A 14,389-nucleotide genomic window follows, 5' to 3' on the forward strand; every position below is an offset into this window, starting at 1 on the left:
GATTGTGAAAGGCGTGTGAAAGCAGGCGGCAAACCGGGGCAATCACCGCCCCGGCCTGCCTGCTCCATCAGTCTGCGGCTTCGCCGCCAAGTACCGCGGTATTTTCCGGGGCTGGGCGACGTTGTAACAGGGCTGCAAATACCAGCATCAGCGCGGCCAGCGCTACCAGCCCCCACACACCGATCAGCATGAACGGCGTGTAGCCGCTGCGGCCCTGCACTTGGCCGGTCAGGGTTGCCTGTTCGAATTGTGGTAATTGCTCGGTGATGCTGCCGTCGGGCGCAACAATGGCAGTTACCCCGGTATTGGTGGCGCGCACCAGATAGCGACGGGTTTCCAGGGCGCGCATCTGTGCCATCTGCATATGCTGTAACGGGCCAATGGAGCGCCCAAACCAGGCGTCATTGCTCAGGGTCAGCAGAACCTGCGCATCACCGCTGCTCTGCGATACCAGTTGCGGATAGACGATTTCGTAACAGATCAGCGGTGCCCAGCTTACGCCCCCAGCCTGGAGCGGCTGCTGGCCCTCCGGTCCCGGGCGGATGACGGAGGTGGGCAGGTTGAAGAATTCGATGGTGCCGCGAATCCAGTCCTCCAGTGGCACATACTCGCCAAAAGGTACCAGGTGGCGCTTGTGGTACAGCTGGGATTCAGTGCCGAAGACCACCGCGGAATTGTGCACCACGCGGCGGTAATCTTCCTCGGTGTCGTAGAGGATGCCGGTGATCAGGTCGGTGCCGGTTTCCTGCGCGCTGTTTTGCAGCGCATCCATCAGGTTGGGCGCGTGGTGGTAAAGCAGCGGCAGCGCTGCCTCTGGCCAGATCACCAGATCCACTTTTTCGCGGTGGAGTGCCTCGGTGGCACTCTGGTAGCGCCTGATCGTCTCGCCGCGGAATTCCGGCTGCCACTTTTTGTCCTGAGGAATATTGGCCTGTACCAGGCCAACGGTCAGCTCCTTGCCCGTATTTTCCGTCCAATCCACTTTCGACAGTAGCAGCCCGGCCGGCCAGGTCAGCAGGGCGGCAGCCACTAGCGACAGCGCGCTGGCGGACTTCCAGGAGGCGAAGGTGCGGCGCATAAACAGTGCCAGCACAGCAGCGGAAAACGCCAGTAACAGGCCGATACCGTAAACACTGGCGATGGGTGCCCAGCCGGAAAGCCAGGTGTGAATGTGGCCATAGCCGGCAAACAACCAGGGGAAGCCGGTAAACAGCCAGGTGCGAACCCACTCGCTGACAAACCAGAGCGCGGCGAATCCCAGGGCAAACGACACGGGGTTTGCACGCAGGCGTGCTAGTAGCGGGAAGGGCAGGGCAAATGCCAGTGCCAGCACGCCCACAAAGGCGCCGGTGAGGATGACCCCCAGCACAGGGGAGGAATTGCCGAAGTCGGTGATCGAAACGTATACCCAGGAGCCACCGGTGGCAAACAGGCCGATACCGTAGCAGAGGGCGATCTGAAAGATTCCCTTCCCACTGCTGGCCTTTTCCAGTTGATGGCGACCGGGTGCCAGCAGCCAGGCAAACAGCGCGAGGGACAGCAGCCCTAGCGGCCAAAGGTTATAGGGAGCAAAAGAAAGAGTCAGCAGGCCGCCCGAGAACAGGGCGGCCCAAAAAGGCACGAATTTACGCATCAGCCATCTTCTGTAGCGGGCCTGTCAAATCGACTTACACGCAGCAGGTGAATCTGCCGGTTGTCGGCGTAGAGGACGCGAAATTTGAAATCTCCGAGCTTGGTCATCTCGTCGCGCCCCGGCAAGTGGCCAAAGGACTGCATGATCAGACCGCCGATGGTGTCGAACTCTTCATCGCTGAATTCACACTCAAAGTACTCGTTGAAGTCCTCGATGGGGGTGAGCGCTTTCACCACAAAATCGTTGTCGCTCACCTTGCGGATAAAGCTATCCGCTTCTTCCTCGTCGGTCTCGTCTTCGATCTCGCCGACGATCTCCTCAAGGATATCTTCAATCGTCACCACGCCCGAGACACCACCATACTCGTCGATCACGACAGCCATGTGATAGCGGTTCTCGCGGAATTCCCGCAGCAGGATATTCAGGCGTTTGCTCTCGGGAATGATATTGGCGGGCCGGATATGGTCCTCGAGGCGGAATTCGTCCACGCCTTTCAGCACCAGCGGCAGCAGATCCTTGGCGAGGAGTATGCCGCGGATATCGTCGATGCTCTCGCCCACCACCGGGAAACGGGAGTGGCCGGATTCGATGATCTTGGGCAGGAATTCTTTGGGATGGTCTTCAATGCTGACCACCACCATCTGCGAGCGCGGAATCATGATTTCCCGCACCTGCTGGCTGGATACATCCAGCGCTCCCTCGATGATGGATAGCGCTTCGGCGTCTACCACCTTGTTTTCTGCGGCATCTTTGATGATGTCCAGCAGCTCATCGCGGGACTTGGGTTCTTGTGAGAAGGCACCCAGTATTTTCTCCAACCAGTTCTTTTCACCCGATCGCGGGCGGTTGGAGGAGGAGCTACTTGGGGGTTCGTCGGTGGTCATGGATGTGGCCATACTCCGCGTTACTCGTCGGTTCCGTCTGAAATTTTTTCGGCCGGCGCACCTTGCGCCGGCTCATCTATGGGGCGGTAGGGATCGTCGATTCCCAGACCTGCCAGTATTTGGGTTTCGAGATTTTCCATAATCTCGGCCTCATCGTCCTCGATATGGTCGTAACCCAAAAGATGCAGTGTGCCATGGACCACCATGTGTGCCCAGTGTGAGGAAAGGGCTTTGTGCTGCTGTTCCGCTTCCCTGGCCACTACCTGGGCGCAGATCACCAGGTCACCAAGCAGGGGCAAACCCAGTTCTTCGGGGATATCGGCGGGGAATGAGAGCACATTGGTGGGCTTTTGCTTGCCGCGGTACTGGCTGTTGAGCGCCTCGCTTTCGTCTTCATCGACGATGCGCAGGGAAATCTCGGCTTCTGCCCGATGCCCGCCCACGGCGGCTGCCGCCCAACGGGCGAGTTCGTCGTCGCTGGGGAGTTCGGGAAAGGAGGTAGCCCGCTGAACATCGAGGGCGATGTCAGCGGGTTCGAGCGGCCCGGATTGGGCCCCGCTCTCGGATTGGCTGGTGTTCATGGGCGCGGCATCAGGCCGCATTTTCTCCAGCGGCTTTGCCGGCGGCGGCTTCCAGCGCTGCGGCCTTGCGCGCTTCGCGCTCGGCTTCCACTTCCGCTTCGTGAATGTCGTAGGCCTCCACAATGCGCTGGACCAGCGGGTGGCGGACCACGTCCTTGGCGCCAAAGTGCGTAAAGCTGATGCCGTTGACGTTATCCAGTACCTCGATGGCGTGGCGCAGGCCAGAGGCCTGTCCGCGGGGCAGGTCGATCTGGCTGGGGTCGCCGGTGATCACCGCGGTGGAGCCGAACCCGATACGGGTCAGGAACATCTTCATCTGTTCGCGGGTGGTGTTCTGGCTCTCGTCCAGAATCACGAAGGCGTTGTTCAGGGTACGGCCGCGCATGTAGGCCAGCGGCGCTACCTCAATCACGTTGCGCTCGATGAGCTTGCCCACGGTTTCAAAACCGAGCATTTCAAAGAGGGCGTCGTACAGGGGGCGCAGGTAGGGGTCTACCTTCTGGCTGAGGTCGCCGGGCAGGAAGCCCAGTTTCTCACCTGCTTCTACCGCCGGGCGCACCAGCAGGATACGTTCCACGGAGTCCTTGAGCAGGGCTTCCACGGCGCAGGCCACGGCGAGGTAGGTTTTACCGGTACCGGCTGGGCCGATGCCGAAGTTGATATCGTTGCTCTGTACCGCGCGAACATATTTGCGCTGGTTGATTCCCCGGGGCCTTACGGAACACTTCTTGGTGCGGATCAGCACTACCTGGTCGCCTTCACCTTCCTCGATCTTTTGCCCGCCTTTGACCAGTTCGACGTCCGACTGTTGCAGGGCGAGGTGGATTTCGTCCGGGGTCAGGTCGTTGTTGGATCCGGTTTCCTTGTACAGGTTACTCAGGATCTCACCAGCGGCGCGGGCCGAATTGGCATCGCCGTAGAAGGCGAACTGATTGCCGCGATTGCGGATCTCAATTTCCAGTCGCTGTTCTATCTGGCGCAGGTGTTGATCAAATTGGCCACAGAGGTTGGCCAGGCGGCGGGCGTCATTTGGCTCAAGGGTGATGCTGTGAGCGAGGGCTTGTGTTTCCAAATTGGTTTCCATGCACCTTTAGTCTGGGGGTTCAGTCTGTAGGTTATACCCATTTACCTGATAGGGGAAAGGTCGGTTTGTGACGAATGGGTTCTAAACAGTCTCGGGGCTTATAACAGAGGAGTATGACGGTTTGTTGTTGGAGGCACCGTCGCGAGTTCTCGAGCTTCGTAGCTTGTTGTGAGGCGGCGCTGCTACCGATAGCCCTTTGTGAGACACGAGCTAGGCGCCCCCCCGATAACCCATCCATGGGGGCTCTTCCGCGAGGTCCCTCTCGCGGAAGGTCTCACAAAGGGCTATCGGTATCAGCGCCTTAGCCCAGAATTACCAGCAATTTCGGCCCGATGTTGGGCGGGAATGAACTTAACTTGGAGGCTAAGGCGCTGATGTCGGGATTCGTTTCCGGGACCGTACGCGGCCATGGATGGCCGTGTCCGAGCGCACAGGGATGTGCTTGTAGCGTGTCCCGGAAACGAATCCCGACAGCAGTGCCGCCACGGAACCACCTAATTGGCTGCCCCGATAGTCGAATCAGCTCAGCGGCCCATCCAGCTCGGAAGCCACCAGCGTGCCCCGCAGCGAGTTAGGAAGTGCTTCCTCAATCAATACATCGGCAAATTTACCGATCAGTTCCATTTGGTCGCAACGGAAATTGACCACCCGGTTGTTTTCGGTCCGTCCCTGCAGCTGGCCCGGGTCTTTTTTGGATACACCACTGACCAGAACCCGCTCCACGTTACCCACCATGCGGCGCGCGATCTCCGCCGCCTGCTGGTTGATGCGGTGCTGAAGCAGCTGCAGACGCTTCTTCTTCACCTCTTCCGGGGTATCGTCCGGCAGGTCAGCCGCCGGGGTACCCGGGCGCGCGGAATAGATGAAACTGAAAGAGATATCAAAGCCCACGTCCTGAATCAGCTTCATGGTCGCTTCGAAATCCTGCTCGGTCTCCCCCGGGAAGCCGATGATAAAGTCAGAAGACAGGCAGATATCCGGGCGGATCGCCTTCAGGCGGCGGATCTTGGACTTGTATTCCAGCGCTGTATGGCCGCGTTTCATCGCCATCAGGATGCGGTCGGAGCCGCTCTGCACCGGCAGGTGAAGATGGTTCACCAGTTCCGGCACTTCGGCGTAAACATCGATCAGTGCATCGGAAAACTCTACCGGGTGCGACGTGGTGTAGCGGATTCGGTCGATACCGTCGATGGCCGCTACATAGGTGATCAGCTCGGCGAAGTCCACGATCTGGCCGTCTTCGCCCGGTGCGCGGTAGGCGTTCACATTCTGGCCCAGCAGGTTCACCTCGCGCACGCCCTGGCCAGCCAGGTGTGCCACTTCTTCAAGTACATCCGCTACCGGGCGGCTGACTTCTTCACCGCGGGTGTAAGGCACCACACAGAAGGTGCAGTATTTGGAGCAGCCTTCCATGATGGATACAAACGCGCTCACGCCGTCCGCTTCCGGTTGCGGCAGGCGGTCGAACTTCTCGATCTCCGGGAAGGACACGTCCACCACGATGGCGCCGCTCTGCTGTTTCCTGGTTTCCATCATTTCCGGCAGGCGGTGCAGGGTCTGCGGGCCGAATACCAGGTCCACGTAGGGCGCGCGCTTGGCGATCGCTTCGCCCTCCTGGCTCGCCACGCAGCCGCCAACGCCGATGACCAGTTCGGGATTCTTTTCCTTCAGGTGCTTCCAGCGACCCAGCTGGTGGAACAATTTTTCCTGCGCCTTCTCACGGATAGAACAGGTGTTCACCAGCAGTACATCCGCTTCTTCCGGGTCATCAGTGGGAACCATCTGATGGGATTCGCCCAGCAGATCCCGCATACGGGCGGAATCGTACTCGTTCATCTGGCACCCGTGGGTCTTGATAAAGAGCTTTTTCACCGGTTTTTCGGACAGTTCAGAAGACATAATGCGCCTGGTTAAAATTTGGTCAATCTGCAAAGGTGGGGCATTATACCGGCCGCTCCAAGAGCTGCATAGACGCCGACCTACTTGAATGCTACTCTTCCGCGCTTTTCGCGGCAGGGCCCGCGAATTTACTGATTCGACACTAGAATTCACGGGGTATTCCTGTTCCGCCCCGGCCGATTCTTTCCCATTCCAGAGAGATCTATGTCTAACCCGATCTACAAAGTGATTTTCCACAACCAGAACCAGGTGTACGAGCTCTATGCCCGTGCCATCTACCAGAGTGAAATGTACGGTTTCATCGAGGTGGAGGAGTTCGTGTTCGGTGAGAAGTCGCAGCTGGTTGTGGACCCGAGTGAAGAGAAACTGAAGACCGAGTTTGCCTCGGTGAAGCGCTCCTATATCCCCATGCACAGCATTGTGCGGATCGACGAGGTGGAGAAAGAGGGCACCGGCAAGATTGTCGAGGTAAAAGGTGACAAGATCGCCCAGTTCCCCTTCCCGGCACCCATGCGCCATCCGGGCGATAGCGAGTGACTGCTTGCTAAATCATCCATAAGAAAAGGGCCCCGCGGGGCCCTTTTCTGTTTGTGCCTGAGTATCCGGTTACTTCTCTTTACCGCCGCTGCGTCTCTTCTCCTCGGCCATGGAATGCTTCTGCAGCATCTGCTCTTTTTTACTGTCCTTCTGCTTTCCGCTCGCCCCGCTGTTGATCAGTCCGTTCAACCAGTTCTGGTACTCCGCTTCATAGTTGCTTTCCCAGCTGTTGAGGTAAGCGGTATAGCTGCCGAAATCGTTGTTCTTGAGTGTATTGGTCATCGCGATCACTTCATCGTAGTGACGCTCGAACAGGAAGCGGATGGCAAGGTAGCTCCAGCGATATACCTGATCGGTTTTGTCGCGGTAGGTGGTCGCGAACACAGACGCCAGGCTGGGTTTGCGGTGGCGCGGTTTGTGGTCCCGGGCGACCTGTACCGCCTCCGGATTATTATTGCCCAGGGATAGATACTCAGCGAGCCCTTCGGACCACCAGACCATATTGCCCGGGTAGTGATTGAAGCCGCCATAGGCAACGAAGCGCCCGTCCAGATAGTGCACATATTCGTGCTCCAGGTTCCAGATTGAAAACTCGGGGCGCAGCCATGAGGCTTCGTGGGCGTAGAAGCTGGCCTGGTTACCCGGGTTGGAGGGCGTGCCTTCGATATACATACCACCATTGTTGGTGTTGATGCCAAACAGGTCATAGCCGTAGGTGTCGTACTGGTTGTAATCGTCAAACACCACTACCCGCAGGTCGGTGTTGTAGTCATCGGGCACGGGGACCTGGTTGGTTTGCAGGCGCTGGTGAAAGAGCGCTTCCTCCGCAGACAGGTCCGCACAGGTGGCGTTTAACTGACTGCCGGTCATATCCTGGGCGCGAATTTTGAGGGTGCTGCTACAGCTGTGCTGGATCGGCAATACCTGGTCGATATCGGCAGCGGAGACATGTACGGCGGCAGAGACCGTCAGTGCGCATAGTGAAGTCAGGGCGATCAGTCGAGAGTGGAGCATGGTGGTTTTCCCGTTGTTATCGTTTATTCGCAGGAGGCGCCAGTTGCGGCGCGAGTGCAGGCCTTGATTGTTATTGCATGCCAAAGCATTTAAATCTTAGGGTTAATTTTACTTTGGGCGCAATATCTTTTTCTGGGTTGGCGCGAATTGCCACGAGGCTGGGTGGGCAGGTCGGGTGGAAAGGAGGTTATGACAGGAATGGGTGAAATTGTGGCGCCTCTTTGAGCGAATGGATAACGCTTCGTCGCATCGACAACAAACGGGCAAGTGGAGAGCTATTCTCAAGTAAGGGTTTCTCCAACACTGGACTGAACTCTGTCTGGTGCCTTTCGTGCCAGGGAGTAGGGGAAACGCCAAACCTAAAATGTAGTGGAAGTTTTTAGGTGACAGCATGACTTCAATACCGGCCACCAAAGCCGCCATCTCGGCCCTCAAAATTGAGCAGCGCGTAGAGCGCGATGTGAAAGCGGGCATCCCGGAACACGACCGCCGCAACCATACGGAGAGCGAAGAAGGCCTGCGCTCGTACGTGGTGCGCGAAATCATCGGCCGGGTCCATGAAAACCGTCAGAATGAACTGGATAAAGAACTCGCCGACCGGAGCGAAGTGGAAATTCGTCAGTTGTTCCAGGACCTGAAAAATACCGATGCCCTGGTGGACAAAAAGATCAGTAGCCGCATGGCGAACTTGGTGAGTGGGCTCAAGCGCAGCGCGCAGGACTACTCGGCGGTGCGCATGGACCTGGAGATCTTCCGTCATCGCAATGGCCTCACCCGCGAGGCGGTATATCGGGAATCTCGGATCCTGCATCACTCGGTAATTTTCTTTATCGTTATTCTGGAAACGGTGCTCAACGCCTTTTTTCTTTCCAAAGGCAGCGATCTGGGGCTGGTAGGCGGGTTCTTCCAGGCCTTTATCATCTCGCTGATCAATCTCGGCTTCGCTGCGTTTATGGCGTTTTCCCTGCGTAACTGTTTCCACCAGAACCTGGCGAGGAAAGCGGGAGCGATGCTGTTGTGTACGGCTGTGCTGGCCACAGCCGTGACCTTTGTGCTGGGCGTTGGGCACTACCGCGAGGCGCTCGAGCAAAATCCGTTTACCGCATCGCAGCTGGCAATGACCAGCCTCTGGAGTCAGCCCCTGGGTATCCAGGACTTCAATTCTTGGATAATGGTGGTGGTGAGCGGTATCGCCCTGGTGTTGCTCACGGCGAAGTTCTTCGTGGTGGATGATCGCTATCCTGGATACACGGCAATTACCCGCCGGGTACGCATGCTGCAAAAAGCCTGGGGAGAAGCTTTCGAGGATGCCATCGAAGGTGCCAATGAACTCGCCGAGGATATTCACGAAGTGCTGGCGGAGAAGGAAAAAACCATCCGCGCGCAGTTTATCCAGTTCAAGGCCAGTATCGAGCGCAGCGAGGAAATCCATCGCCACTACCACGAAGATATCGTTAAGGCACAGGGGTTGCTGGATGAGTTGATCCGCTACTACCAGTCCTACTCCGCGCGTATGCTGAACCGGCGCGCGGCGTATTTTGGCGAGCTTTTGCGATTTGAACTGGACAAGCTGCCGCGCCTGAATACCACCGGGCTGGAACAGCACCAGCGAGACCTTGCCGCCTTTGAAGCGTTGATGGATGAACTGGACGAGGTGTACACCGGGGCGATTGATACGGTGAATGCACGCTGTGAATCAGCACAGGAGTCACTCGCTACCCTGGTGGACAAGCTCGAGCTGGATTACGGCCTGCGGAGGGCGTAATGACACTTTGGAGTCGCGCGCGCAAGCGCCGCACATCGGGACGGCGCCGCGGGCTTTCCGGTGAGGATAAAAAGGGCATTGCCGTTTTTTCCCTGTGCGCTGCAGCCCTGGTGGCGCTTGGTATTTTCACCCTGCAGGTTGTGCGGGCCCCGGAGCGGGATTACGACAAGGTAACCCTGTGCAATCCGCACCTGCCGCGGTTCGCCCAGCATATTGTGGTGATCGACGCTTCCGATACGCTCTCACCCCACCAGACCCATTTCCTGGATACGCACCTTTCCGGCTTGCTGGCATCAGCGGCAGTGAATGATCGTTTCTCCATCTTTGTATTGGATGATCACTACAACGGCCTGTCTGAACCTGTAGTGGACCTGTGCAAGCCACATGCAGGTGAGGATGTCAGTGCGCTGACCGCGAACCAGCAATTTGTGCAGGCACTCTATCGAGAGCGGTTTGAGCAGCCGCTTGACCTCGCCATTGCGCGTGCAGTTTCCGCCGGCGAGCAGCCGGTCTCACCGATCTACGAGGCGCTTTCTGATGTAGCCGCGCTGAATCACTTCGACCCCGCAGCGGAGAATGTTCACCTCACCATCGTCAGCGATATGATCCAGAACTCCCGGGCCGGCTCCGTCTTCAAGCGGGGCTCGGCGGCCATCGATCAGTTGCCTCTGATCGATCTGCGCCGGGCCCAAACCCGTGTGTTCTGGCTGGACCGGGAAAAATACCAGCGCTACCAGACTGCGGAACTGGAGGCGAGCTGGCAGGACTACCTGGGCAGTGTTTCCCGTCTGGAGCGGATACAGCGGGTGCGGGATTAGAATCTGGTTCCCCATTTTCCTGGGGAATGTCACCGGCTTCCTCTCCAGCGCCCGCCTGACACAGAAGCTTCAAGAAACAGCCGTCGCTTTGTAAAAAAACTCAAGCAAAGTTTCCCCCATCAACATGGCCGCAACCTATGATGGGACTTGCCAATGAGTAACCGCTATCGCGCACTGTGGATTTCCGATGTTCACCTGGGCAGTCGGGACAGCGAGCCGCAACGGCTGGCGGATTTCCTCGCCCAGAATTCGGCGGATACGGTGTATCTGGTGGGCGATATCTTCGATATGAAAGCGCTCTCCCAGGGCAAAGGCAGCTGGTGTCACGCCTCTAGTCTGCTACTCAGCATGCTTTCTGAAATCAGCTGCAATACCCCCGAAGTTATTTACGTCCCCGGCAATCACGATGCCCCCATGCGCAGCTGGGCGGGCAAGCGCCTGGGCAATATTCGTGTGGAGCGGGAGTGGACCCACACCGCCGCGGACGGCAAACGCTACTGGGTAACCCACGGCGACCAGTTCGAACACCACATCCAGATCAATCCAGTCAGTTACCACATTGGTGATCAGAGCTATTACCTGATGCTGCGCTTCAATCGCTGGATCAATTACTGGCGGAGCCGCTTCGACAAGCCCTGGTGGTCCCTCGCCAACCATGTAAAGAACCGCGTAAATGCGGCGCGCCGTATGATGAACAAGTTCGAAGAAGTGGCGATTCGCGAGACCGGCAGACGGGGTTTTGACGGCGTCATCTGTGGACATATCCACCGTGCGGGTATCCGACACAGCGCGGTGCAGGACAGTGCGGTCACTTACGCCAACTGCGGGGACTGGGTGGATTCGATGACCGCGGTTGTGGAAGAAAAAAGCGGGGCGCTGAATATCCTGCACTGGCATCGCACGCCCAAACTTGCTCGCATCATGACAGAGGCGGTAGCCGCATGATCCAACTGGAAAGCCTGTTACAGAAAAACCCCTGGTACAGTGCGGCCCCGGGAAGCCCGGCGCGGCGTCTGGTTTCGGCCACGGTCAAGAAGATCTGTTGCGAACAGCAACTGCAGCAGTTCGGCCGCGAATTCCCCCACCTGGGCGGGCTCGACTTTATCCGCCAGGTGTTCCGCTCGTTTGATTTTCACTACGACGTCAATCTGGCGGAACTGGAGCGGATTCCCACGGAAGGGCCGTTGGTGATCGTTTCCAACCACCCTCTGGGCAGTCTCGACGGCCTTGCTCTGATCGACATGGTGGCGCGGGTTCGCAAGGATGTAAAAGCGGTGGCCAGCCAGCTGCTGTGGAATATCGAACCACTGCGAAGCTACTTGTTGCCAGTGGATAACTTCAATGGGCGCACCCGCCGTGAGGATGTGGACGGAATATACCGTCATCTGCGTACCGGCGGTGTCATCATTGTCTTTCCCGCCGGTGAAGTCTCTCGCCTTACCCCTCAGGGGGTGCGCGACGGCCGCTGGAACCCGGGGTTTATTCGCTTTGCCGACAAGACCAATGCACCCATTTTGCCGGTGCAGGTGCGCGGCAGAAACTCCCTGTGGTGGTACGGCCTGTCCATGGTGAACAAGCCGCTGTCGACCCTGTGGTTGATCCGGGAGATGTTCAAACAGGTGCGCAAAGGCATCGACATCCGCATCGGTACGCCGGTAACGCCGGAGCACTACCGCGATTGGCCTATGGCGCCGCGTGCCCAGGCCAAGCTGTGGAAAAAGCAGGTTTACCGACTGCATAAAAACCCGCAGGGGCTGGCGCCGGACCCCATTGCCGGTGCAGAAGTCGCCTCCGAGGTCGCCGCCATACTGGCGAGCTGCGAGACCCTGGTGGCACAGGGTGAATTTGAGGTAAAACTCTACCGCCAGCAATCCGATTGCCCGGTAATGCGCGAGCTATCGCGCCTGCGGGAAATCGCCTTTCGCGCAGTAGGGGAGGGCACTGGTAATAGTCGCGACTGGGATGCGTTTGATGCCTGGTACGACCATCTGCTGTTGTGGGACAGGGAGCGCCAGCAACTGGCCGGTGCTTATCGCCTGGTGAGTACCGATGGTCTGACTGCGGACAAAATCTACAGCACCACCCTGTTCAATTATTCCCGCGCACCGGAAGAGTGCCTGCCGGCCTCAGCGGAACTGGGGCGTAGCTTTCTACTGCCGGAATACTGGCGCAGCCGCGGGTTGGATTTGCTGTGGGGTGGGATCGGCCAGTGGATTCTACGCAACAACCGCCGCTACCTGTTTGGTCCGGTATCCATGCCCGGCAACTTTTCCCGCCGGGCAAAGTCCGCCATTGTGCGTTACTTCCTGCACCACTTTGCTACCCGGCAACCCATGGGCAACGCGCGCCTGCCATTTATTGAAGCCCGCGATGATCTGCCGGAGCTTACCGGCAGTGCCACTAACGATATGCTGCAGTTGAAGCAGGTTCTGAAAGAAGAGGGCGTAGTCTTGCCCCCGCTTTTCAAGAAATACACCGCCGTAACCACTCCCGGCGGTACCAGCTTCCACGCATTCAATATCGACCCGGATTTCTGCGATTCGGTGGATGGCCTGGTGGTGGTAGATCTGGAGAAAATGGATCCCAGGTTTGCGCGACGGTATTTTGCGCAAGGTTAATGGCGGCAATTTGACGACGCACGTGTATCCGGCGGCTCAATCCCTTTAACCTAGTTTTGTTCTGTTACGCTTGTATCTCCTTTCCCTCTTTCGCACCCGGGATAATGGTTATGAACAAGCGGTTGTCGAAAGGAGTATTCGTTTACCTGCTGCTTTTGGTGGCGCAGGTTACGCCGTTGTGTGGTTTTACTCAGGAATCCGAAACGCCAGAAAACAGTCCGCATATTGCGGAACTTTCCATCAATGGTCCCATTGGGCCGGCCACCACGGATTATCTGGTTCGCACCAGTGAAACCGCCCGCGAAAATGGCGCACGTCTGTTTGTTGTGAACATGGATACGCCGGGCGGCCTGGATGCCGCGACTCGCGATATTATCCAGCATATTCTCGCTTCCGATATTCCTTATGTAACCTACGTCACGCCCGCAGGCGCCCGCGCTGCCAGCGCCGGCACCTATATTCTTTACGCCAGCCATGTGGCCGCCATGACGTCCTCAACCACACTGGGCGCCGCTACACCGGTGCAGATTGGTGGTATGCCCGGACAGCAGGAGCCGCAAAAGCCGCCGGGGCAGAAACCGGAGAAGACGTCACAAGAGGCCGAGCCGGCGGACTCTGCGGATACGGACGGGGAGAGCGAACCCGAAAAGCAGGGCGGCACTGCGATGGAGCGTAAAGTCATCAACGATTCGGTGGCCTATATCCGTGGACTGGCCAACCGCCACAATCGCAATGCCGACTGGGCAGAAAAAGCGGTGCGCGATGCGGCAACCCTGACGGCGAAAGAGGCGCTGGCGGAAAATGTGATCGATGTGGTGGCGGACAACCAGCAGCAATTGCTTGCGCAGTTGGCGGGTCGCGAGGTGGTGATGGCCTCGGGAAAGCAGCAAATCGCCGCAGAAACCACAAGGCTTCCAGTAGTGGCCTACGAGCCGGACTGGCGTAACGAACTGCTATCCCTGATCACCAATCCCCAGGTGGCCTACATCCTGTTGTTGGTCGGTATTTACGGCCTGATTTTCGAGGGCTACAGCCCGGGGGCCATTGTGCCGGGCGTGGTTGGTGTTATTTGCCTGCTGCTCGCGTTTTACGCGCTACAGGTTTTGCCGGTCAACTATGCGGGGTTGGCATTGATTGTGGTCGGCGCACTGCTGATTGCCGCGGAACTGTTTGTGCCGAGCTTTGGCGCACTGGGTATTGGTGGGGTAGTGGCTCTGGTCATTGGCTCCGTGCTGTTGATAGACAGCGATGTGCCGGGCATGCAGGTGTCCAAGGGTTTGATTGGCGGTATTGCTGGTGTCAGTGGCCTGGCTCTGCTCGGGATTCTGTACGCGGTAGGCAGCAGCCTGCGTAAGCCTAAGATTGCCGCTAATCAGGCGATGGTGGGGCGAACCGCGGTGGTTACAGAAGTTGAGCCCAGATTACTGGTGAAAATCGATGGAGAAATCTGGAGTGCCCACTGCGACAACTTGCTGACGGAAGGACAGCTGGTGCAGGTCGTGGCGGAGCAAGGATTGGTGTTGCAGGTACAACCGGAATAGGGACGAACGGGAGCA

At 58.0% G+C, this 14,389-nt stretch carries 12 protein-coding genes; 6 read left to right on the forward strand and 6 right to left on the reverse strand.

The window, feature by feature from the left end; genetic code table 11:
- Positions 1 to 67 precede the first annotated feature (67 nt).
- The 5 genes from lnt to miaB form a co-directional block, all read right to left on the reverse strand.
- Positions 68 to 1,633, reverse strand: coding sequence for an apolipoprotein N-acyltransferase (gene lnt, locus ACONT6_RS04710; protein ID WP_428820642.1), 1,566 nt, complete (start codon positions 1,631 to 1,633; stop codon positions 68 to 70).
- Positions 1,633 to 2,529 (reverse strand): HlyC/CorC family transporter, encoded by an 897-nt coding sequence (locus ACONT6_RS04715; RefSeq protein WP_428820643.1) that lies wholly within the window; start codon positions 2,527 to 2,529, stop codon positions 1,633 to 1,635. The genes lnt and ACONT6_RS04715 overlap by 1 nt, the downstream gene beginning before the upstream one ends.
- Before the next feature lie 8 nt (positions 2,530 to 2,537).
- Positions 2,538 to 3,098 carry an rRNA maturation RNase YbeY gene (gene ybeY, locus ACONT6_RS04720; RefSeq protein ID WP_428820644.1) on the reverse strand — a complete coding sequence of 187 codons (561 nt, stop codon included), beginning with the start codon at positions 3,096 to 3,098 and terminating at the stop codon, positions 2,538 to 2,540.
- A 10-nt stretch (positions 3,099 to 3,108) separates the two neighbouring features.
- The gene (locus ACONT6_RS04725; RefSeq protein ID WP_428820645.1) at positions 3,109 to 4,182 is read right to left on the reverse strand and encodes a PhoH family protein; all 1,074 of its coding nucleotides are present in this window, start codon (positions 4,180 to 4,182) and stop codon (positions 3,109 to 3,111) included.
- Positions 4,183 to 4,701: 519 nt separating this feature from the next.
- A complete protein-coding gene (gene miaB, locus ACONT6_RS04730) occupies positions 4,702 to 6,081 on the reverse strand; it encodes a tRNA (N6-isopentenyl adenosine(37)-C2)-methylthiotransferase MiaB (protein ID WP_181253807.1) in 1,380 nt (459 codons plus the stop codon).
- 204 nt (positions 6,082 to 6,285) lie between these two features.
- Between miaB and ACONT6_RS04735 the strand changes: the two genes are divergently transcribed.
- The gene (locus ACONT6_RS04735) at positions 6,286 to 6,618 is read left to right on the forward strand and encodes a DUF1820 family protein (protein WP_181253806.1); all 333 of its coding nucleotides are present in this window, start codon (positions 6,286 to 6,288) and stop codon (positions 6,616 to 6,618) included.
- 69 nt (positions 6,619 to 6,687) lie between these two features.
- Here the strand turns inward: ACONT6_RS04735 and ACONT6_RS04740 are convergent, their stop codons facing one another.
- On the reverse strand, positions 6,688 to 7,632 hold the full coding sequence (locus ACONT6_RS04740; RefSeq protein ID WP_428820646.1) for a collagenase: 945 nt from the start codon (positions 7,630 to 7,632) through the stop codon (positions 6,688 to 6,690).
- A 391-nt stretch (positions 7,633 to 8,023) separates the two neighbouring features.
- On the opposite strand from ACONT6_RS04740, the gene ACONT6_RS04745 reads away from it, so the two are divergent.
- The 5 genes from ACONT6_RS04745 to ACONT6_RS04765 all read left to right on the forward strand — a co-directional run bounded on the left by ACONT6_RS04745 (position 8,024) and on the right by ACONT6_RS04765 (position 14,374).
- On the forward strand, positions 8,024 to 9,397 hold the full coding sequence (locus ACONT6_RS04745; RefSeq protein WP_428820647.1) for a hypothetical protein: 1,374 nt from the start codon (positions 8,024 to 8,026) through the stop codon (positions 9,395 to 9,397).
- Positions 9,397 to 10,215 (forward strand): hypothetical protein, encoded by an 819-nt coding sequence (locus ACONT6_RS04750; protein WP_428820648.1) that lies wholly within the window; start codon positions 9,397 to 9,399, stop codon positions 10,213 to 10,215. The genes ACONT6_RS04745 and ACONT6_RS04750 overlap by 1 nt, the downstream gene beginning before the upstream one ends.
- Before the next feature lie 153 nt (positions 10,216 to 10,368).
- The gene (locus ACONT6_RS04755) at positions 10,369 to 11,160 is read left to right on the forward strand and encodes a UDP-2,3-diacylglucosamine diphosphatase (RefSeq protein WP_428820649.1); all 792 of its coding nucleotides are present in this window, start codon (positions 10,369 to 10,371) and stop codon (positions 11,158 to 11,160) included.
- Entirely contained in the window at positions 11,157 to 12,833 is a 1,677-nt protein-coding gene (locus tag ACONT6_RS04760; protein WP_428820650.1) for a lysophospholipid acyltransferase family protein, read from the forward strand. Before ACONT6_RS04755 ends, ACONT6_RS04760 begins: the two co-directional genes overlap by 4 nt.
- Before the next feature lie 110 nt (positions 12,834 to 12,943).
- Positions 12,944 to 14,374 (forward strand): NfeD family protein, encoded by a 1,431-nt coding sequence (locus ACONT6_RS04765; protein ID WP_428820651.1) that lies wholly within the window; start codon positions 12,944 to 12,946, stop codon positions 14,372 to 14,374.
- The last annotated feature ends 15 nt before the right edge of the window (positions 14,375 to 14,389 follow it).

The sequence above is a fragment of the Microbulbifer sp. MCCC 1A16149 genome (assembly GCF_050368945.1).
GTDB lineage: Bacteria > Pseudomonadota > Gammaproteobacteria > Pseudomonadales > Cellvibrionaceae > Microbulbifer.